The sequence below is a fragment of the Arcicella rosea genome (assembly GCF_014204325.1).
GTDB lineage: Bacteria > Bacteroidota > Bacteroidia > Cytophagales > Spirosomataceae > Arcicella > Arcicella rosea_A.
Genome location: NZ_JACHKT010000014.1, coordinates 47,646 through 70,626, shown reverse-complemented (window position 1 = coordinate 70,626; position 22,981 = coordinate 47,646). Strand labels below are relative to the sequence as shown.

9 protein-coding genes and 1 riboswitch are annotated in these 22,981 nt (G+C 37.0%); of the genes, 4 read left to right on the top strand and 5 right to left on the bottom strand.

From position 1 onward, the window contains the following. Positions 1–75 precede the first annotated feature (75 nt). Positions 76–1,761 (bottom strand): RagB/SusD family nutrient uptake outer membrane protein, encoded by a 1,686-nt coding sequence (locus tag HNP25_RS10895; RefSeq protein WP_184134092.1) that lies wholly within the window; start codon positions 1,759–1,761, stop codon positions 76–78. Between the two features lie 142 nt (positions 1,762–1,903). Continuing rightward, positions 1,904–4,963: a SusC/RagA family TonB-linked outer membrane protein gene (locus HNP25_RS10890; protein WP_184134090.1), complete on the bottom strand. Its 3,060-nt coding sequence runs from the start codon at positions 4,961–4,963 to the stop codon at positions 1,904–1,906. Between the two features lie 378 nt (positions 4,964–5,341). Further along, a riboswitch (cobalamin riboswitch) is annotated at positions 5,342–5,559 on the top strand. A gap of 204 nt (positions 5,560–5,763) precedes the next feature. Here HNP25_RS10890 and metE point away from each other — a divergent pair. Next, entirely contained in the window at positions 5,764–8,094 is a 2,331-nt protein-coding gene (gene metE, locus HNP25_RS10885; RefSeq protein WP_184134089.1) for a 5-methyltetrahydropteroyltriglutamate--homocysteine S-methyltransferase, read from the top strand. Between the two features lie 141 nt (positions 8,095–8,235). On the opposite strand, the gene HNP25_RS10880 is transcribed toward metE, so the two are convergent. Next, the gene (locus tag HNP25_RS10880; RefSeq protein WP_184134088.1) at positions 8,236–11,604 is read right to left on the bottom strand and encodes a DEAD/DEAH box helicase; all 3,369 of its coding nucleotides are present in this window, start codon (positions 11,602–11,604) and stop codon (positions 8,236–8,238) included. 70 nt (positions 11,605–11,674) lie between these two features. After that, the gene (locus HNP25_RS10875; protein WP_184134087.1) at positions 11,675–13,510 is read right to left on the bottom strand and encodes an alkaline phosphatase; all 1,836 of its coding nucleotides are present in this window, start codon (positions 13,508–13,510) and stop codon (positions 11,675–11,677) included. 386 nt (positions 13,511–13,896) lie between these two features. Here HNP25_RS10875 and HNP25_RS10870 point away from each other — a divergent pair, with 386 nt between their 5' ends. From HNP25_RS10870 to HNP25_RS10860, 3 genes are all read left to right on the top strand, one after another. Next, positions 13,897–15,213, top strand: coding sequence for a TolC family protein (locus HNP25_RS10870; protein WP_221432445.1), 1,317 nt, complete (start codon positions 13,897–13,899; stop codon positions 15,211–15,213). Positions 15,214–15,215: 2 nt separating this feature from the next. Next, positions 15,216–18,485, top strand: coding sequence for an efflux RND transporter permease subunit (locus tag HNP25_RS10865; protein WP_184134085.1), 3,270 nt, complete (start codon positions 15,216–15,218; stop codon positions 18,483–18,485). 98 nt (positions 18,486–18,583) lie between these two features. Beyond that, positions 18,584–19,702 carry an efflux RND transporter periplasmic adaptor subunit gene (locus HNP25_RS10860; RefSeq protein ID WP_184134084.1) on the top strand — a complete coding sequence of 373 codons (1,119 nt, stop codon included), beginning with the start codon at positions 18,584–18,586 and terminating at the stop codon, positions 19,700–19,702. Positions 19,703–19,783: 81 nt separating this feature from the next. On the opposite strand, the gene HNP25_RS10855 is transcribed toward HNP25_RS10860, so the two are convergent. Further along, positions 19,784–22,546 (bottom strand): PQQ-dependent sugar dehydrogenase, encoded by a 2,763-nt coding sequence (locus tag HNP25_RS10855; protein WP_184134083.1) that lies wholly within the window; start codon positions 22,544–22,546, stop codon positions 19,784–19,786. Between the last annotated feature and the right edge of the window lie 435 nt (positions 22,547–22,981).

The following is a 22,981-nucleotide window of genomic DNA, read 5'->3' as shown; positions in this document are numbered from 1 at the left end:
AAGTCATCTTGAATTTTAAAATCATAAAAAAGCGGTCGAAATTAGCTTTTCGACCGCTTTTTTATGATTTATTAATTAATACCCAGTATTCTGAACTAAATATCCTGGAATATTAGAAGCTCCGTCAATGGCTGTTTGTGGAATTGGGAAGATTCTTTTGTTTCTATCGGTATTTGATTTTTCCGTCCATTTATCTTCGAATTTTCCAAAACGAATCATGTCTGTACGGCGAAGCATTTCCCAATAAAACTCAAAACCTCTTTCACGATATAGTAAATCTAAAGACATTGCCGACAAAGCTGGTGCTGGTGTGCTGTAAGTTCTTGCAGCTCTTACAGTATTTACATCTGCTAAAGCACTCGCCACGTCGTTACTTCTACGCAATTTTGCTTCGGCTCTCATCAAGTAAACATCTGCCAAACGCAAGATTACGATGTCTGCATCTCCAAAGTTTCTACCACTTACCGATTTTTTACTGAACTCATATTTTTCTACTCTGTAACCAGTATTATAATTACTTCCTGCTACTGTAAAATCAATCTGTTCTGTAAAATCAACGGCTAATGTTGGTTTGTTTCTAGTATCATAAGCCAATTTACCAACTTTCATTTTTCCATCAGCACATTTCACAAAAACACCATTTTTACGAATCAAACCATATTGCTGACCTCTTAAAATACCACGGTTGATGTTGAAATTCTCAGCCGCTACACAAGAATCCGCAGGATTTGAGTAAATAGAAAGATTCTCTCTGTAAAATCTTGGGTCAACTTTCGGGTCTTGTGAACCATAAGCATTTACCCAAGTACGGTAGAAATCAGAAGTAATCGCTGGGCCATCTGTACCGTTTGCATTTGGATATGCTGGCAATGGAAACTGGTCACCCGAAAGCGAGAAGTACGCCAAACGGTTATGTCCATTCAATTCAGCACGTTGATCTACCGCAAAAACTAATTCTTTGTTTGTATGATTATCTGAATTGAAAATTGAGAAATAATCTCTCGCTAATTGATATTGTCCAGAAGCAATAATTTTATCAGTATATTCAATTACTTTATCTAAATCTTCATTTTTGAAAGTAACTGCTGTTGCGTAAGGGTCACGATATACGCCAGCATTCAAATATAATCTTGCTAATAATCCCCAAACAGCTCCTTTTGTTAATCTTCCTGGACCAACAGTTGTTTCTAAGTTTGGTTCAACAGCCAATAATTCACTTTTGATGTATTCAACAGCTTTGTCGCCTCTCAAAATTGTAGAGTTTTCACCGATGTCATTTTTCACGAAAACTAAACCGAAAAGGTCTAAAGTCAACATCGAATAATAAGCTCTCATACCTCTTGCTTCTGCTAAATAGGTTTTTGCAATTGGGTCTTTAGAACTTGGCAAAGTATTGATAGCTGTAATAGCTCTTGACATTCCTTGCAAAATCAAATTCCAAGTATTTCTTAAATTCGGGTCAGTACTTGTTTGAGTATGTGCGTGTAAAGCCAAGTAAATACCATTATCGCCCCAGTCAGTTCCACCACGATAAGGTAAAATAGCCTCATCCGTAGAGATTTCCTGAATGGCAAAGTAATTGGTATGTAAAAAAATATCTGGAAGCCTTGCGTAAACAGGTGCCATAATTCCGTCGGCAGCCTGTTTTTCAGAAAGATTTGACGTGAAAGATTCATCCAATACTACTTCTTCAAGATTGGTACAACTTTCAATGGATAATATGCCCATTAGGGCGAATAAAACATATAGTTTCTTTTTCATGATTTCGATGATTTGCAATTTGAAAATTTGGTAATTTGAAGATTTGAAAATGATTTCATCCCTTTTTTAGTCTTCAAATCAAGCTTCGCTTGAAGCTTAAACCTATGAGGTTTTAAAAACCTCATAGGTTTGGGTTCTCTAATTAAAATGAAATATTTAAGCCAAAAATGACAGATTTCGCTTTTGGATAACTTAGGTAATCAATTCCGTAAGAAGTAATACCATTAACAGTTCTATCAGTATTTACTTCTGGATCAAAACCATCGTATTTTGTAAATACAGCAAGGTTTTGTCCTGTTACAGAAAGTCTCAAAGTAGAAACCCATTTGCTAATTCCTAAAGCTTTAGTATTTACATTATAACCTAAAGTCAAGTTATTCAAACGTAAGAACGCACCGTCTTTCAAATATCTTGTCGATACTGGAGCAGAGTTATTTACCGATTCATTTGTTGAAGCAATAGCTTCTGCCGTTGTGTTGATACCTTTCGATAATCTTAACTTATAGAAGTTTGCGTTGGCAGTATTATCATAGATTTTATTACCAGCAACACCATTGAAATTGATTGATAAATCAAATCCTTTGTAGTTGGCACGACCAAAGAAGTTGAACTGTTTCGTTGGTAAAGCACTTCCTGCTGCGATACGATCTTTATCCGTTACAATTCCGTCGCCATCTACATCACGGAAAGTACTGATTCCTTTGTCGTCAAATCCTGTAAATTCTTTCAAGAAGAAAGTACCAATTGGCTGACCGCTCACATAACCGTTGATAGTTGCCGAAGTTAAACCAGAACCTGAAGCTGAACCTGAAGGAATTACTGAATAAGGAGAATTTTTAACAACATTATCAATAAAAGTAACGTTTCCGCCTACTTCATAAGTAAAACCTTCTGTAGCAGCATGGCGATAGTTTAATTCTAATTCTAAACCTTTGTTAGTAATCGTCATATCTTTTACATTCGTCCAAAAAGTACCTGCTGGCTGCACTGGATCGGCAGGAATTACTTCTAATAAAATATCGCCTGATACTTTATTGAAGACATCAATTGTTCCTGTTAAAGCTCCATTCAAGAACCCAAAGTCAATCCCTAAATCTGTTTGTGTTGACTGTTCCCACTGAATATTCGGGTTTGCCAATCTTGTATAAGAAGTACCTGCTGGAAATGGACCAGTTTCTGCTAATGGATAAGATGTACCTGCTGAAATAACAGAAGTAAATCTTGCCTGTGTGATTTTTGAAGGAATTTCTTGGTTACCAGTACGCCCCCAACCTGCTCTTACTTTCAAATTACTCAAAGCAGAACCTTTCAAGAATTCCTCTTCAGAGATTCTCCAACCTGCCGAGAAAGAAGGGAAAACGCCATATCTATTGTTTGCTCCAAATTTTGAAGAACCATCAACTCTTAAAGTTGCTGTCAATAAATACTTGTCGTTGAACTGATAATTTACTCTTGAGAAAAACGATTGTAATTCATCGTTTGTAGCATAACCCGATGGCTTGTTGTTTGCCAAAGTAAGGTCTTGTCCTAAACCAGGATTATAAATTGGTTCAATATCAGAAATCGGGAATTTGTTAATGCTATAAGCACGTCCACGGAACATGAATTTCTGATACGAATGGCCAACTAAAGCAGAAAAACTATGTTCTTTAATGGCTTTTGTGTAAGTCAAATAGTTTTCAATCAAGCGGTTAGTATTTGTAATATTGATTGTTTCTAAACGACCATCTTGCAAAGGCACTGCACTTGGCAACGATTGTAAATCACGAGCTGAACTTGAATTATCAATCCCGAAATTCAATTTATACACTAAACCATCAATGATTTTGATAGAAGGAGAAATGTTCCCGATGATACGAGTAATAGAAGTAGCATCTTTTTCCAATTTCAAGGTCGTCAATGGATTTGAAGCATTTACATACGAATAAGGCTGTCCTTTATCGTCATAAGCAGGATAAGTAGGATTGGCGGAAATCGCTGTTCCAATAATTCCTGAGATTGACGGACGCTCATTATAAGTATTTGTCGCATTCAAATTCACATCGACAGTCACACGGTCTTCCAATAATTTTTGTGTTACATTAATACGACCCGTGTAGCGGTCTAATTGGTTGTTTTTCAGAATACCTTCTTGGTTTTGAATGCCGAAAGAAGCATAATACGTCAATTTTTCAGCACCACCACCCAATGAAATATTATGGTTTTTAGTAAGTGCTGTTCTTGAAATTTCTTTCTGCCAATCGGTTGAAGCCTTCAAATCGTCCAAATCGCCTCCTAAAGCTGGTACTTGTTTACGGTATTCATCCGCCGAGAAAACAGGCAAAGCTCTCGCCATTGTCGAGAAACCATAACTTGTAGAGTAATTGAAAGAAGAAAATCCCGTTTTTCCTTTTTTGGTCGTGATTAAAATAACGCCATTCGCTCCTCTTGAACCATAAATTGCTGTTGCAGAAGCGTCTTTCAATACGTCGATTGATTCAATATCTTGTGGGTTCAAAAAGTTAAGTGGATTTGTTGCTCCACCGCTACTTGAGTTATCCAAAGCCAAACCGTCAACCACAAAAAGTGGCGTACTTCCTGTTCTTACTCCACCTGGTCCACGCACACTAATGTTCTGAACACCACCCGGTTCACCACTTGCCGAAGTAACATTTACACCCGATACTTTACCTTGCAAAAGTTGTTCTGGCGAGTTGATAATTCCTTGGTTGAATTCAGCAGGTTTCAATGATTTTACTGAACCTGTAATATCTTTTTTCGTTGAACTCCCGTAACCAACTACTACCACTTGCTCTAAATCTGAAGCACTTGAAACAAGCGATACTTCTATTGTACTTTTTCCTGCAATGGCAATTTCTTGTTTTTCATAACCAATGAATGAAAATACCAAAGTTGCTTTTTCGTCCGCCGTAATACTAAAATTCCCGTTTACATCAGCGTTTATACCACGTTTGCTGTCTTTTACAAGGATGTTACAACCTGCCAATGGCTCTTTGGTTTTTGCATCAATTACTCTTCCTTTTACAGTAATTTCTTTTACTGATTTGTTTAGTACTATTTGTTCATAAGCATAAGATTTTGTTGTTGAGAGAAGAGTAATATTACTGGCAAAAGTTGGACTAGCAGAAACGCCAACTGTTGCCCCAACTAAGACGCCAAGGATAAGCTTCGATTGGGTCTTAAAAAAAGGTTTTGTGTTCATTGTTGTTGTGTTGTAAATTGAAATATTTTCATTTTGTCATGATATAATTAAATCACAATCAAAAAAAATAATGATAAGGATTAGGTTTTTAATTTGGTTGCAAGTTATTCATGCAAGATTTCTGGAAAGTAAAGCCTGTATTATCAAAACATGATTTTTTCCTAACATATCCTTAATCTAAGATTGACACTATTGATAAACAGGAAGCCTTTACAATAAATTTTAAAAAGATGTTTTACCTATATTTATACATTTTAAATATATAAATATCTAATTATTGATATAATACTTATTATTATATCTAATTTTAATCATTTATTAGGTTAATATATCTATTAAAAATAATTCCTTGATACCTTTGCTTCGTAACAGCAAACACCCGTCAATCAGAAGGTCGGTTTTAAGAAAAAGCAAATTGCTTTTTGCTAGAAATTAAAAAGGAATCGTGTGTAAATCACGAACAGACGTGCTACTGTAAGTAACAGTTTCGTTTAGAAACGATTTTTCTTCAGTTTTGTCCATTGTTCTTTTCCAAGAATGAGAAGGGCGAAGAAAATGTTATAAGTCAGGAGACTTGCCTACCTTCTCAATGGCTATTCCCTCACGATTAGGGCTTAGTTCACGCATTGATTTTTTACAAATACTTGTCGAATATTGACTATTTCTTTACTGAAATAGCGTGTACTTATGCTTTACGCATGGCGGTTGTGGTGTTTTCAAGTTTCATTCGGTGTTGATAAAACGCACCAAAATACTTTGTCGGAAATCGACAAAGTGCGAACCTTAAAACAATAATTACGATGTTTACACACAATTTGGGTTACCCACGTATCGGTAGCAAAAGAGAATTAAAACGTGCTTCTGAGCAATTTTGGGCTGGAAAAAGTACCAAAGATGAATTACTCTGGATTGGTCGCCAAATCAAAAGACAAAACTGGCAAATTCAACAAGAGGCTGGTATTGATTTGATTCCTTCGAATGATTTTTCACTTTATGACCACATTTTGGATACTGCCATGTTGGTCGGAGCAATTCCTGAGCGTTATCATGCTTTGGTGGACGGACAAACTAACCGTGAATTAGATATTTACTTTGCGATGGCAAGGGGCGTACAAGGTAACGGACTCGACATTAAAGCCATGGAAATGACCAAATGGTTTGATACTAATTACCATTATATCGTTCCTGAATTCACTAAAAATCAACAATTTAAAAGATATTCTGATAAAATCATCATCGATTTTGAAGATGCCAAACAAATCGGAATTGTTACCAAACCTGTTTTGATTGGTCCAGTTTCATTCCTTTTATTAGGAAAAGAAAAAGAAGCAGGTTTTCATCGCATTGATTTATTAGAAAAACTATTGCCAATTTATATTGATATTTTACAAGAATTGGTGGCTCGTGGAGCAAATTGGATTCAACTAGATGAACCTTGTTTGACTTTAGACTTGACCGAAAACGAGCAAATTGCTTTCCAACAAGCCTATCAAAAAATCAAAAAAGCTGTACCTAACTTAAATATTTTGGTCGCTACTTATTTTGAATGTACTGGCGAAAATATTTATGTAGCCACTACTTTAGACATTGATGCCTTACACCTTGATTTAGTACGTTGTCCTTCGCAATTGGATGATATTTTCGAGCAAACAGATTTTGCTAAAACTGAAAAAATCTTATCCCTTGGTGTTGTCGATGGTAGAAATATTTGGAAGAACGATTATGCTAAATCCTTGAAAATCATTCAGAAAGCAATTGATACTTTAGGACAAGAAAGAGTTATGATTGCCCCTTCTTGTTCTTTATTGCATTCACCTTGCGATTTAGATTTAGAGCAAAACGAACAAGTACTTACACCAGAAATCAAAAATTGGATGGCTTTTGCCAAGCAAAAATTGAATGAAGTAAATGTGCTGAGAAAGCTTGCAGAACCAGCATCTGCACCCTTATTTACTCAACAATTGGCTGAAAATCAACAGGCTATTCAAAGTAGAAAAGATTCAAATCTGATTCACAAACCACAAGTAAAAGCAAGAGTAACCGCTTTGACGGAAAAAGATTCACATCGTCCAAGTCCGTTTAGTGTTCGTCAGGCTTTACAATTGGAAACCTTAAAACTTCCACTTTTCCCGACTACAACCATTGGTTCGTTTCCGCAAACGGATGATGTACGTGTATTGAGAGCGAACCTTAAAAAAGGAATAATTTCTCAAGAAGAGTACGATGCCCAAATTGCGATAGAAATTGAAAAATCTATCCATTGGCAAGAAGAAATTGGCTTGGACGTATTGGTGCATGGCGAATTTGAACGCAACGATATGGTAGAGTATTTTGGCGAGCAATTATCGGGCTATGTATTTTCTCAGAACGGTTGGGTACAAAGTTATGGTAGTCGCTGTGTGAAACCTCCAATTATTTATGGCGACGTTGAACGCCCTACGGCGATGACAGTTCGCTGGTCGGAATTTGCACAATCGAAAACGCAAAAACTGATGAAAGGAATGCTTACTGGTCCCATTACGATTTTGCAATGGTCATTTGTAAGAGACGACCAAGCTCGCAAAACCACCGCTTTCCAAATTGCGATGGCGATTCGGGATGAAGTATTAGATTTAGAAAAAGCAGGAATTAAAGTGATACAAATTGATGAACCTGCCATTCGTGAAGGCTTGCCACTGCGTCGTGCCGATTGGGAAAATTACTTGCAATGGGCCGTTGAGGCTTTCCGTTTAAGTGCTTCGGGTGTAAAAGACGAAACACAAATTCATACGCACATGTGTTATTCTGAATTTAATGACATCATCAAACACATTGCCGACATGGATGCTGACGTGATTACGATTGAAACTTCCCGTTCGCAAATGGAATTATTGGATGCTTTCGTTGATTTCAAATATCCAAACGAAATCGGGCCGGGGGTATATGATATTCACTCGCCACGAGTACCCGAAACCGAAGAAATGTTGGTTTTGTTAGAGAAAGCTTTAGTCAATATTCCAGCCAGAAATTTATGGGTAAATCCAGATTGTGGCTTGAAAACTCGCCGTTGGGCAGAAACAGAATTGGCTTTGAAAAATATGATTAAAGCGACTACGCTTTTAAGAGAAAAAGTAAAAGAGGGCGTTTGTTAAAAACCGTAGGGCGAGATTCCATCTCGCCTTATTTGTTTTTAGGCTAAATCAATAAATACTTTTTCTCATATTCTTATCCCAATCTTAGCATTTGAATTAAAATAATCACTAAATCACTCATTCACAACTCACTAACTAAACTCACGGCTTGCCGCCCACCAAAGCCAATAAATCATCTTTGCTAAATGACTTCAACATCAAAGTATCAGTTTTGATTAAATCGCCGACTAAATCTTTTTTGGATTCCTGCAAACGCATGATTTTTTCTTCAAGTGTATTCGGACAAATCAACCTTACTGCCACTACATTTTTCTTTTGTCCGATGCGATAACAGCGGTCAATTGCCTGATTTTCAACCGAAGGATTCCACCAAGGATCAACCAAATATACATAATCTGCTTCGGTCAAATTCAAGCCTGTTCCACCTGCTTTTAAACTGATTAAAAATACTCTTACTGCTTCGTTGCCTTGAAATTCATTTACTTTTTCTTCTCGGTTTTTAGTTTGACCTGTCAAGTATTCAAATGAAATGCTTCGCTTTACCAGTTCTTTTTTTATCAAATCCAACATGGTGACGAATTGTGAAAAAACTAAGATTTTATGTTCCGACGATTTCATTTCAATTTCTTCCATCAAAGCCTCAATTTTAGAGGATTCTCCGCCATAAAACTCTTCGTCATTCAGCAAAGCTGGCGAATCACAGATTTGTCGGAGCTTCGTCAGACCAGACAAAATGTGCATACTTTCTTTTGGTATATCACCTTCAATTTTATGATTCAGAAAGTCTCTAAATTCCTTTTCATAAGCATCATATACTTTTCTTTGTTGCTCGCCCATTTCGCAAAAAATCACTACTTCGGTTTTATCGGGCAATTCTTTGGCTACTTGTTTTTTGGTTCTTCGTAAAATAAAAGGACTTACTTTTTCTTGTAATTGCTTCGCTTTTTTTATGTCTTTAAACTTATCAATCGGCATTGAATAATGGTCTTTGAAATGTTGAAGCCCGCCAAGCAAACCCGGACAAGCAAAAGACAACTGACCGTACAAATCAAAAGTATTGTTTTCGATGGGCGTACCTGTCAGCACAATTTTATTACGAGCCGACAGCAAACGAGCCGCCTGATAACGCTGAGAATTGGGGTTTTTAATGGCTTGCGATTCATCCAGAAAAACATAATTGAAATGATATTTTTTCAAGAAAGTAATGTCCGACAAAAGTGTTCCGTAAGACGTTAAAATGATTTCGTAGTCATCAAAATTAGCGGTGCTTTTCTCTCTGTTTGCTCCATAAACATTCAGGATTTTGATAGAAGGAGCAAATTTGGCAACTTCGGCTTCCCAATTAAAAATCAAGGAAGTAGGCACTACCACCAGATTTGTATTTTGTACTTTTTTACTTCTTTGCGATAAAATAAAAGCAATAATTTGTATCGTTTTACCCAAGCCCATATCATCCGCCAAGCAACCGCCGAAGCCAAATTCATCTAAGAAATTAAGCCAGTTTAAGCCCTGTTTTTGATAATCTCGCAAAGTCGCATTCAAACCTTCGGGGATTGCTACGTTTTCGATTTGCTTGAAATTTTTCAGTTTTTCAGCATAAATTTTCAAATCTTGTTTTACTTCATCTGCCAAAAATTCTTCTTTAAATAGTTTTCTTACTTCCGAAAAATTACTCTTTGGAATCCTGATTTTTTGCTCAACAATTTCGCCAGCTTCAAAATACTCCGTGAATTTTTGTAGCCATTCTGTCGGTAAAATGCCCAAAGTGCCATCGCCCAATTGCACATATTTACTTCTGTGCTTGAGCGATTTTTGTAATTGTTTTAAAGGAACTTTCTGTTTGCCAAACAAAACCGAAAGCTCTGTTTCAAACCACCGAATGCCACTGGTTACGCTGACATTCACGACCGCTTTATGATAATTTCGTTTATTTTCTTTGAGTTCATTGAAGCCCAAAATCGTAATTCCTTGCTTTTGCCAAGTATCGAAAGCCTCTAAAAACCAGTCTTCATCCAAAAAAGCCCCACGATGCAAATAGAAATAATCAAGGTCGAGCTGGTCTTCAAAATCTGGATGTTGCCTGATTAAATCTGCCGTAAATTGAATTTCTGCTTTTTCGTCTCTGTCTAATGAAAAAATATTTCCATTAAAATCCGATACATAAAGCTGTTTTTTTGACAGAACAGGCACTTCAATTTTTCCGTATTTAATCACGGGCGTAATCAAGATATAATCCTCTGAATCAGATAAATAAATGATTTTTTGCTGATTTATATCAATGGTATTTTCTTCAATTTGGGCAGGCGTAGCGGGGCGAATGTAGGAATAATGTACTCGAATTTTGTTCTCCAATTTGTATAAAATATTCTTTTGAAACTCTTCAAATTTAGAGCGATGCACCAGCATTTTATGATTATGCTGCTTGAAAAAAGTAATGACTTTCAGAAAATCAGGATTTTCAATCAAGTACAAAGTATCGGTGATTTGAACAAAATAATCGAATTTAACCGTAAGGTTTTCTAATGAATAAGCCCTATCATTTATTAACAATTCAGCCGAAACTTCATGAAAAATATCCTTGTAATCAATCTGCATTTTCATGTCCATTTTCAGCGATTTCAAATGAATTGGAAGTACAGAACTGGCATTTACTTTCTCTGAAATTTTAGGTTCATGGTAAAATACTTCAAGATTTAGCGGATTTTTTGCCAAAGCTTTTAGTCCTTCAAAAAGTAATTTTGATGCCTTTTCGCCATTGGGTTGCTGAAATTTCAGCACACTTGAAAAAAACTTAACTTCTTCTATTTCAGTAGTTTTCCAGATAAAATCTAATGGATTGAGTATTTTTAGTGGATTTTTGAGTTTACCTTCTTTCGTAAAAGGAGCTTGGTAAAGTTCAACCATCAAATGGTCGTAATAGCGATGTTTGGCTATTACGATAAACATTTTTTGACTTTCTCCTAAATGGTCAAAATGACCATTTGGTGTAGTCGATTTTGGCAATAAATTGGTACTCAAATACTCATTCGCCGCTTGATTAACCGCTATCAGTTCTTTGAGTTTAGGTTTTATCTGAATTTTAAAAGGATGATATTCTATTTGAAAGTACTCGTCTAAAGCTTTTTCGTTTTCTAAACCATAGTCTTTGGCAAAAGCCAACATTTTGTTGTGGCGTAAAGCATCGTCAAAAAAAATGCGTAAATGTTGGCGTTCGGTTAGGTTGAGGAGTACTTGTACTTGATGTTCGCAAAGATTTTTGATGGCTGCATTGCATTCACAAGCCATGTCGAGCCTGTCTTTTTCTTGCTTGACGGTGACGATAAGAAAATCTTGCCGATTCAGATAAACGGGCATTTCTACATAATTCAAGTCGATTTTTTCGGGTTGAAGCTCAAAAAAACCTTTTTCATCCGTAGCAATCAACGAAGAACTATGCTTTAAAATCGTAAGGTAAGTAAGATTTGAAAGAGGGGTATTTTCAAAAGTATATGTATGTTGACGAGGGAGCATATTTGGCTTTGAGCTTTGAGCCGTGAGTTATGAGCATTAAAAAAGCTTATAGCTCACGGCTCAAAGCTCATCACTTTATCCGCAGGCATTTAAGCAACTTCTCAAAAATAGTATTATTTTCATAAAAACCCGTGAATATTTGTGCATTTGGGCCATAAGCTACTACTGGAACAGCAATTCCTGAGTGGTCGTTGGTACTGAAACTTCCTTCTAATTTTCCTGTTTTGAAATCGCCTTCTAATAATGACAAACCGCCCGTTTCATGGTCGGCAGTAACAATAATCGTGGTTTCGCCATTTTTATCGGCATATTCCAAAGCCTTTCCGATTACTTTGTCGAAATCCAACATTTCGTTTGTTACATAATTCAACTGGTTGGCGTGTCCACCCCAATCAATTTTTGAACCTTCCAACATCAAGAAAAAACCGTTTGGCGAAGTACTTTCCAATTGTTTTACGGCAGCCTCAAAAGCCTCTGAAAGATACTCTCCTCTGCCTTCGTGTTTGGGGCGTACTTCGTTTTTATCAACAAAAACAAAGGTTTTTTCTTTGGTTTTTACCTGTTCCAAAGCTTCAATTTTAGTAAATACTTTTCCTTTTTTCTTGAGTTGTTCAATCGTTTCTGGTCTGAAAGATTCTACGCCTGCACCAATCGTCAATGAAATCGGACTGGTAGCTAAATCATTGGCAATCAGTTGTGACCAATCTCTTTCTGGCTGATGAGCGTAAAAAGAAGCTGGCGTAGCTCCCGTAATTTCTTCAGAAACAACCAAGCCTACTTTGATTTTCTTTTTGTCCAAAATCTCTGCAATATTTTCTAAAGGTTGCTGTTCGGTACTCATGCCGATATAGCGATTGTTAGTTTTCTCGCCCGTAGAAAAAGCCGTCGCTCCTGCTGCTGAATCCGTGCAGAAACTATCCGCAGAATTAGTTTTTGAAAAACCAATGTGTTTGAAATTAGTCCAATTCAGCTTTCCGCCATTGGCTGCAATGCCGCTATAAATTTGAGCTAATCCCATGCCGTCACCAATCAAGAAAATGATATTTTTTGATTTCTTTTGAATACCATCAACTTGATACATTGGCAAATAAGGAATGTGTTGAGCAATCGGTTTGGCAGAAAAAGCCTCCAGATTTTTAATATAATTTGCCAGTTCTGATAAATTATCCGTACCGATATAATCAACGCCCAATTTCATCAACGCTTTATAAGCCGTCAACGAATTAGGAACTGCCCACAAACGTACTGGTTTGCCAATGCGATGCACAGAATCCACAAAGTTTTTTACTTTTAAGTATTGTGGTGCTGTGATGAGTCCTTTGCCATTCCAACGAGTAAAATCTGTAATACTTGTACTTAGCAAAGCGACACGCTCGAAGTTTTTTACGGAATAATTTTGTCTCGGACGACCATCGAAGTAAAAAATCTCATCAAATTTATCGAAATCAATACTTTCAGGCATATCGCCACTGATGACGATTTGAACGGCATCAGGATTATTCTTTACATCAAAATAATTACGATAAGGTGTTAATTGCTTTTCCAACAATCGCAAAGCCTCAAATCCATTTTCTTTAATATCAATCAGCAATTGAAGTCTTTGTCCGTTGGCATAAACCTTTCCATTGTTTAAGCTAATTTGTTTTAACAGCGGTTCAATATATAAATTTTTAAAAGTACGATTCGGACGAATAGAAGATTTTTCATGAGCTACCATCAAATCGTCTCCTTGCTTGAAAACGTCGGCTTCAATCATACCATAATGTAAAGAGTAGGCTTCATAAAAGGGAAGTTCGTGCAAGTAATCGTTATGGGCATGAGTATTTTTCATGGAATAGCTTGTAGGCTGTGCCATCGCTTTATTTCCGATAAAAAAGAGTAAAAAAAGTAAATGAAGTCTTTTCATTGTGTTGGTGAATATGTTTTAAAATCACAAAAGTATTAGGAATAAAATAGTAGCTCGTTATCGAAATATTATGATTTCTAATTCTTTCAAATGCTAAAAAGTACTTGTTCCTCAGTACCAATTTCTTAAATTATTTATATTTTTTTATTTTTTCTACAAAAGATTCTATAAATGTTTTATAGAATGAGAAATATCCATTTTAGAGACAAGAACCTATAAATGCTATCAAAATCTTTGAATATATTTGGTCAACACAATAGACTATTTCATTGCACTTCACATCAATCATTCATTTCAGTATGATAATTTCCAAAAAATACATAAGTCTTCTGTTTTTACTGTGCTGTTTTCTGGGCAGTAGCAGTACATTTTCACAAGTACCTTTCTTGAAATTATCCGATGCCATTCAGGTAGGCTTAGAAAATTACAATTCTATCAAAGCCAAAAAGAATTACTTAAAAGCATCGGAAGCCTTAGTAATAAATGCTCAGAAACAGTTTTTGCCAGATGTAACTGCGGCAATACAAAACAATTACGGAACAGCCAACGGTCAATTTGGCTCTTTGTATCCTTACAGAGGCGTTGGGATGGCTGCGGCTGGTCCAAGTTCAGCAAGCCAAAATTGGAATACGGCTTTTGGAGCTTTGTACGCCTCAAACGTGAACTGGGATGTATATACTTTTGGTCGCTTAAAAGCAAGTGTGGACATTGCCCGTTCGCAAGTTTCAAGAGATTCATTAGATTTACAACAAGAAAAATTTGCTCATGCTATTAAAATCACCGCAGCCTATTTCAGTCTTCTAACTGCACAAAAATTCGTAGAAATTAGTAAGCAGAATTACAAAAGAGTATCAGCCTTGCGTGATGTAATCAAAGCAAGAACAGCGAATGGTTTGAATGCAGGCGTGGACTCTTCGATTACTAATGCAGAGGTTTCTAATGCCAGACTCGGAGAAATTGAGGCACAAAACATTGAATTACAGGCGACTAACCAATTGGCAATTTTATTGAACACGCCAACAAAGCATTTTCAATTAGATACTTTATATTTCAGTAAAATTCCTGAGCAGTTGGGTTCTACTTTAGCGATAGAAAATAATCCGACTCTTCAATTGGTAAAATCACGCATTAACATTGCTGAAAATACGCAGAAACTCCTGAGCAGAAATAAACTACCCGTAATTAGTGTGTTCGGTTCGTTTCAGTCGAAAGCCTCTGGTTTTGACTATGACTACTCTCCTACCAATAATCATGTGGATAAAAACTACTTTTCGGGCATTGCTCCTTCCAGAAGTAATTTTATCCTTGGAGCTGGGATGTTCTGGAATTTTATGTCGCCCACCAAAATCAATCATCAAATTAAAGCTCAACAGTTTATCAGCGAAGGCTTAAAAAGTGAATACGATTTGATAGAAAATCAACTGAAAAGCCAAATGATTTTGGCAGACCAACGCATTGAAAATGCTTTGTTGACTTACAAAGAATCACCGATACAATTAGATGCGGCTCGCATTGTTTACGAACAAAAAGCTGTTTTGTACAAAAATGGACTTTCAAACATCATCGACCTTACGCAAGCTTTGTTCGTGCTGAACAGAGCAGAAACCAATATCAGCGTTGCCTATGCCAACGTTTGGCAAGCTTTAGTATTGAAAGCAGCCAGCAACGGAGACATCGATTTACTCATCAAACAAGCTAGATAATAATGAATTTAATCAAAACAGCCTTACGCAAACCTATCACGATACTTGTATTGGTGGCGGGTTTGTTGTTCTTTGGTATCAATGCCATCAGGAATATCAAAATTGATATTTTCCCTGATATGAATATGCCCGTGATTTATATTTCACATCCATTTGGCGGTTATACGCCTACACAAATGGAGTCTTTTTTTGGGCGTCAATACGTTAATCTTTTACTCTATGTTTCTGGTGTAAAAAGCATAGAAACCAAAAACATACAAGGCTTAACCTTGATGAAACTTACTTTTTATCAAGGAACAAACATGGCTCAGGCGGCGGCAGAAGTATCCGCTTTTAGTAACCGAGCCCAAGCAATTTTCCCGCCCGGTTCGCAACCGCCTTTTATTTTACGTTTTGATGCTTCTACTTTACCCGTTGGGCAATTGGTTTTGAGTAGTCCAATTCGTTCCAATAATGAATTATCCGACCTTGCCAATACTTATGTTCGTTCGTCTTTTAGTTCAATTCCGGGATTGATTTCTCCTGCTCCATTTGGCGGAAACGTGCGAACGGTTGTGATTAAAGCCGACCCAGAATTGATGCGTTCGCATAATATGACGGTCGATCAAATTGTAGAAGCCATTCGGCTCAATAACCAAACTTCTCCTTCTGGAAACGTGCGTGTTGGTGACTATAATTATATCACGCCATCCAACACGACGATTAGGACGGTCAAAGATTTTGAGCAAATCCCGCTATTTAAAGGTGGTGTCCAAAACCTTTTTCTGAGAGATGTTGCTGTAGTAGAAGATGCCGCCGATATTACGGGAAGTTATGCTTTAATCAATGCCAAACGTTCTGTTTACTTGGCAATTACCAAATCTGCCAATGCTTCTACTTGGGAAGTAGTGCAGAATCTTAAAAAAGCTTTGCCCAAACTCCAAAGTCAATTGCCCGAAGATGTTACACTTTCTTATGAATTCGACCAATCTGTTTATGTAATCAATGCCGTAAAAAGTTTACTTACCGAAGGAGCAATTGGGGCAATTTTAACGGGTTTGATGGTTTTACTCTTTTTGGGCGATGTCAGAGGGGCTTTGATTGTAATCCTGACGATTCCGACTTCCATCATTGCTGGCGTACTCTTTTTACAATTGTGCGGACAAACCATTAATATCATGACGCTCAGTGGACTTTCTTTAGCCATTGGTATTTTGGTCGATGAGTCCACCGTAACGATTGAAAATATTCACCAACATTTAGATTTGGGCAAGCCCAAAGCCTTAGCCGTTTGGGATGCTTGTAAAGAAATTGCTTTCCCGAAACTCTTGATTCTCTTCTGTATTTTGGCAGTTTTTGCACCAGCCTTTACGATGACGGGCATTCCTGGAGCTTTGTTTTTGCCTTTGGCTTTGGCGATTGGTTTTTCAATGTTGGTTTCATTCCTTTTGTCGCAAACCTTTGTGCCAATTATGGCAAACTGGTTGATGAAAACGCACGAACGCCCACACAGTACCAATTTGCCAGATAATGAAGATTTCATTGCTTCTAAAATAAGTGTTCAATCAGAATTCAATCAGATTACACAGAAAAAGTATTTTGTAGAACATCCTCCTAAAAAACCAAGTATTTTCGACCGTTTCAAAAATTCGTTTTTAGCAATGCTTGAAAAGATTTTTCCTTATCGTAAAATATTGGTTATAAGTTATTTAGTCGTTATTTCTGGTTTAGCATTTTTGTTGCTAAGTACTATCGGAAGAGACGTTTTACCCAAAACCAATGGCGGACAATTTCAAGTACGTTTGCGTGCCAAAGAAGGAACAAGAATTGAACGAACCGAACAAAAACTGATTCAATCTATCGCCATTCTTGAAAAAATGGTTGGTAAAGAAAACGTTGAAATTACTTCTGCTTTCGTCGGGCAACATCCCGGACTTTTCTCTACCAGTCCGATTTACTTGTTTATGAGTGGCCCACAAGAAGCCGTTTTACAAGTTCAACTAAACGAACATTTTAAAGTGGATTTGGAAGAACTCAAGGATGATTTCAGAAAAAGAATCAAAGCAACCATTCCTGATTTGAAACTTTCTTTTGAACCGATTGAATTGACGGATAAAATTCTAAGCCAAGGTTCGCCAACGCCAATTGAAGTACGTTTTGCAGGAAGAAGTAAGAAAAACAACGAAGAATATGCCAAAAAGTTGATTGCTAAATTAAACGAAATCAGCTATTTGAGAGATGTACAATTGGGACAAGCCATCAAATACCCAGCGATTAATATTAATATCGACCGAGTACGAGCTTCGCAATTGGGTGTGGATATGAGTGAAATTTCACGTACACTTACGGCCTCTACTTCTTCGTCTCGTTATACCGATAAAAGTGTTTGGGTTGATGAAAAATCAGGTTTGACTTACAGTGTACAGGTACAAATTCCTGAAAATAAAATGACCAGCGTGGGTGATATTGGCGAAATTGCTTTGCAGAGAAATTCAATAAGGCCCGTTCTGAGCGACGTTGCGACGATTCAGAACGATACCATTTATGGTGAAAACGATAACTTAGGAGCTTTACCAACGCTTTCGGTAACTGCCAATTTATACAAACAAGATTTAGGAACAGCAACAGCAGATGTAAGTAAAGCGATTGCTTCGCTCGGAGAATTGCCAAGAGGTTTAACCATTGAACCCATCGGTTTAAGTAAAGTATTGACAGAAACTTTAGACAGTTTACAAGCTGGTTTATTAGTTGCCATTGTGGTGATTTTCTTGATGTTAGCAGCTAATTTTCAATCATTTAAAGTATCTATCGTCATTCTCACAACGATTCCTGCGGTGATTTTAGGAGCTTTACTAATGCTGAAATTGACGAATTCTACCTTGAATTTACAGTCGTACATGGGAATTATCATGTCGGTCGGCGTATCTATTGCCAATGCCGTTTTACTCATTACCAATGCCGAGCAACTCCGAAAAGTAACAGGAAATGCTTTGGAAGCAGCCAAAGAAGCAGCAGCCTTGCGGATTCGACCGATTTTAATGACAAGTGTGGCGATGGTCGTGGGGATGATTCCGATGGCTTCGGGTTTGGGCGAAGGTGGTGACCAAACATCTCCGCTGGCTCGTGCCGTGATTGGCGGATTAATTGCCTCAACTTTTGCTGCTTTAATTATACTTCCTTTAGTTTTTGCTTGGTTTCAAGAAAATACTTCTACCGAATCTGTTTCTCTCGACCCAGAAGACAAGGAAAGTAAACATTATATTCCTACCATTTATGAGAGAGGAATAAATTAGTGAATTAGTGAATTGTGATTGAGTGATTAAAATCTTTCAACAAAAATAAAACTGTTAGCTAAATGCTCACAGCTATTAGCTAACAGCTAAATACAACCATGAAATCAAAAGCTATCAAATCAATTTTAACTGTCGCTGGTTTATTTGCTGCCACGATATTATTCAATAGTTGCGGGCATTCGGAAACGAAAAAAGAAGAAAAATCAACCGCACCAACCATACACAGTGTAGAAGTTTTTACTTTGGAAAAAGGAATGATGTCAACCACGATTCAAATTCCAGGGGAATTAATCGCCAAACACAGCGTAGATTTATACGCCAAAGTAAACAGCTTTGTACAAAAAATGAATGTAGATGTTGGTTCTGAAGTAAAAGAAGGACAATTATTAGTGACGATGGAAGCACCAGAACTTTCTTCACAACTATCAGCCTCAGCTTCAAGATTACAATCGCAAGAAGCCATATATGCAGCAAGTAAAGCTTTGTACGAACGTCTTTTACAAACCAGCAAAACCGCAGGTACAATCTCGCCCAATGAATTAGACCAAGCTTTAGCACGCAAAAATGCTGATTTCGCACAATTAGATGCCGCCAAATCAAGCTATAAAGAAATTGCAGATAATAAGAATTACTTGGCAATCCGAGCGCCATTCAGTGGTTTTATTACGGCTCGTAATATCAGTGTGGGTGCTTATGTTGGGCCATCAGGCAAAGGCTCAGAGTTTCCGATGTTTACTTTACAAGATCAGAAAAAATTACGTTTAATCGTCTTAATTCCAGAAGCTTACACTTCTTATTTAGGCGACAAAAACGAAATCACTTTTACGGTAAAAGCTTTTCCAAGTGAAGTATTTAAAGCAAAAATTAATCGTTTGGCGGGAGCTTTAGACACAAAATTTCGCTCAGAACGTATTGAAATGGACATTGATAACAGTCAAAAGAAATTGTTACCAGGCATGGTTGCCGAAGTAAAAATATCGTTCCCAGCCACAGAAAAGACTTTTGTTGTACCAAAAGCAGCCGTGGCGAATGCTCCAGAAAAAGTATTCGTGGTAAAAATCGTCAACGGAAAAGCTGAATGGGTAGAAGTACGAAAAGGTAGAGAAGCAGAAGGAAAAGTAGAAATTTATGGTGATTTATCAGAAGGCGACCAATTAGTAAAAGTAGCAACCGAAGAAGTGAGAGAAGGCTCGGAAGTGAAGGTGAAGAAAGATTAACTTTCATATATCTTCCAACAAAAAAGCATCCATTCAATGATGAATGGATGCTTTTTATTTTCTACCAAAATGTTCTAATACTTACTTTCCAACCGTCGCTTTAGTAGCCGATTTCTCTACAGCAGTTGGTACAAAATCTATCCATTCTAAGCTGAATAAATCTTTGTTTGGCGTTGTTGTTTTTACAAATACAAAGTACAAATCATGCTTTCCTGTAGTTGCTTGAAGTGCCGCACTCTTCTCTGTATAAGTATTCCAATTACCTGTTGGCTCATAGTTTAAAGTACTTATCAACGCACCTGTTGGCGAATCTGCATGTACTTCTAGCGTTGCTCCTTTATCTCTTGAAGAATAACGGTAAGTTAACTGTTCAATATTTTTCAGGTCGATATTTTTCAACACAAAGTATGAACCATTATGAATACTTCCCAAACGTTTTCCTTGTCGGCTAACGTTGTTCAATTCATCTGCTTCGCTACCATATACTTTAGTTGGGCGTAACACCAATACATCTGTTTTATTCAAAGCTAATAATGCTTTTGTTTTGCCTTGTGGAGCAACTAACGAACCTTTATCTGTATATGAAGCCGTTAAAACATAACGTCCTTCTTGTTCTTTTCCAACGTGTTCTTTCAACGTAACCGAACCTTTTTGAGGAATTCTATTTTCAATTGGTTCGTTGCCTAATGAAAGAATATACTTCACCATTTCGGTGGTTTCTTCACGAGAAAGTTGTGGGTGAGCACTCATTTCACGTTCGTCCCAAACGCCACCACCACCGATGATGATTTTGTTCGCCAATTTAGCAATCGCAGTTTTGTCTTCCCTATATCTTTTAGAAACTTCTGTGAATGATGGCCCAACCGATTTTGCATTTACTTGGTGACAAGCCTTACAATCTGAACCAGCAATTAAAGATTTTCCTAAGCTAAAAGTAGAAGTCAATTGCTGATGTCCCATTTGTGGCTCTTTACTCACTTTAGGAATATAATTCAACACCACTTTAACACGTTTTGGGTCAATCAATTGGTCTTCCTTATCTTTCACACTTACAGCATATTTAAAAGGCGTTTGTGTTGGAATGAAGAAAGTACTGTTATCTGTCGTAGCGATGGCTACTTCTGGTACTGTATTACCAACTTTAATATTGATAGTACTTGTGCTACTTGCTCCTAATTGGTCTTTTACGGTAAGGCTTACTTTATAGATACCATTTTTACTGAAAGTATAAGTTGGATTTACTTCGGTAGAAATTGCCTTTCCTTCAAATTTCCATTGGTAACTTAACTTATCTCCTTTATCAAAATCATGGCTTTTATCTCCTGTGAAAGCTACTTTAAAAGGAGCTAGTCCGATAGTATCCGTCGCAATCGCTTGTGCCACTGGCGCACGGTTTCCGCTGTTGAAATCCACTTTCACTAAACGTGCATCTTCGTTATCAATACCATAAACCGAACCATACTCTAATAAATAAACACTACCGTCTGGACCAATTTCCATATCTACTGGACGACGGAAATCGCCCGTCGTTGGCATAAATGCTTCCATTGATTGGTAATTTTGTTGTTCGTCTAAACGTACTGCATAAATCCAATTACGCATCCAATCGTACACAAATAAAGCTTTATCATAATAAGCAGGCAATTTATTTGGGTTTGATACGGAAGCATCAAAATGATACACAGGGCCGCCCATTGCACATCTACCGCCAACACCTAATTTTGGAAATTCAGCAGATTGATTATATGGATACCAAATCATTGCTTTTTGAGCTGGAGGCAAATTTTTCATCCCTGTATTATAAGGAGAATTGTTTACGAGAGCATTTGCATCAAAAGGAGTACCTACTTTTTTAGTCGCAAAATCATACTGATTATACGCTTTGTTATCGCCCACAAAATATGGCCAGCCATAATTTCCTGCTTTTTTCGCTTGGTTGAATTCGTCATAACCACGTGGACCTTGTACGCCATCCGTTCCTGCATCAGGACCAATTTCGCCCCAATATAAAATGGAAGTAGCTGGGTCAACCGAAATACGGTATGGATTACGACAACCCATTACATAAATTTCAGGACGAGTACCTTCCATTCCTTTCGGAAATAAATTACCTTCTGGAATGGTATAAGAGCCATCTGATTCTACATGAATACGAAGAATTTTTCCACGTAAATCGTTCGGATTTCCTGCCGAACGTTGTGCATCAAAAATGGGTCTTTTTTCTCTTTCGTCGATAGGTGCATGTCCGTTTGATTCAAAAGGCACTGTATTATCACCTGTTGAAATAAACAAATTACCATGAGCATCCCAAGCCATAGAACCACCTGTATGTGCACTTACTTCTAAATCAAGTGGAAATTCGATGATAGATTTTTCGCTTTCAATATCAAGCGTGCTATCATCATTTACTTTAAATCTTCCGATTCGTTGCTTGGTTTGTCCTTTATCTTCAATAGTATAAAAGAAGTAGAGATAATGGTTTTTCGCAAAATTAGGGTCAATCGTCATCCCTAATAAACCATTCAAGTATTTATCAACCGCTTTTACAGGGAAATCATAAAGTAATCTTGTTTTTTTCTGTACGGGGTCATATACATAAAATTTGCCCGCTCTTTCTACAAAGAAAACACGACCGTCGGGTGCAACAGCCAATTCCATCGGTTCGTTGAGGTCATTAGAAAGTACGCTTTTTGTAAAACGGTTTTCCTCTGGTCGATTTAAAGTATCTGCCCACACCTGTGCGTTCTCGGCTTTTACTGGTGTGGTCATAGATTCATGGGCAAGAGAGCTTAAACCTAGAAATGCTCCTAGATATAAACTGTATTTAGCGAAGGAAATAAACATTGAGTGTATATTAATTAAATAATAAAATACAAAGATTTGACATCTCTTCAATTTAGAGAAATAAAGCGTTTATTCAACAATTGTATTGAATAATACAAATTTATAAAGTAGAAAGCATAATACTGTCTGGTTTTTCGTCAAAATTAGGGGGTAAACCAATCCTGACTCTTTGCCATTTACAAATACTTTATTTCCTAAATAGACAGATTTTTGTATTTAATACTCTTTGTAATGAAAAAATGTTGGAGAGAAGTAAAACAGCGTTATAAAGATTAAGTAGGTTTACAAAGGTTTTAAAGTATTTGCATGTAGCGGTAACTCTTGCAGTTACCGATTGACAATTAATTAATTAAGATAAGAAACGGTACCCCTAAAGGTTACCACTACATATAATTTATGCTATTGCATTTTTTTAATACCAGAAAACAAAAAAAG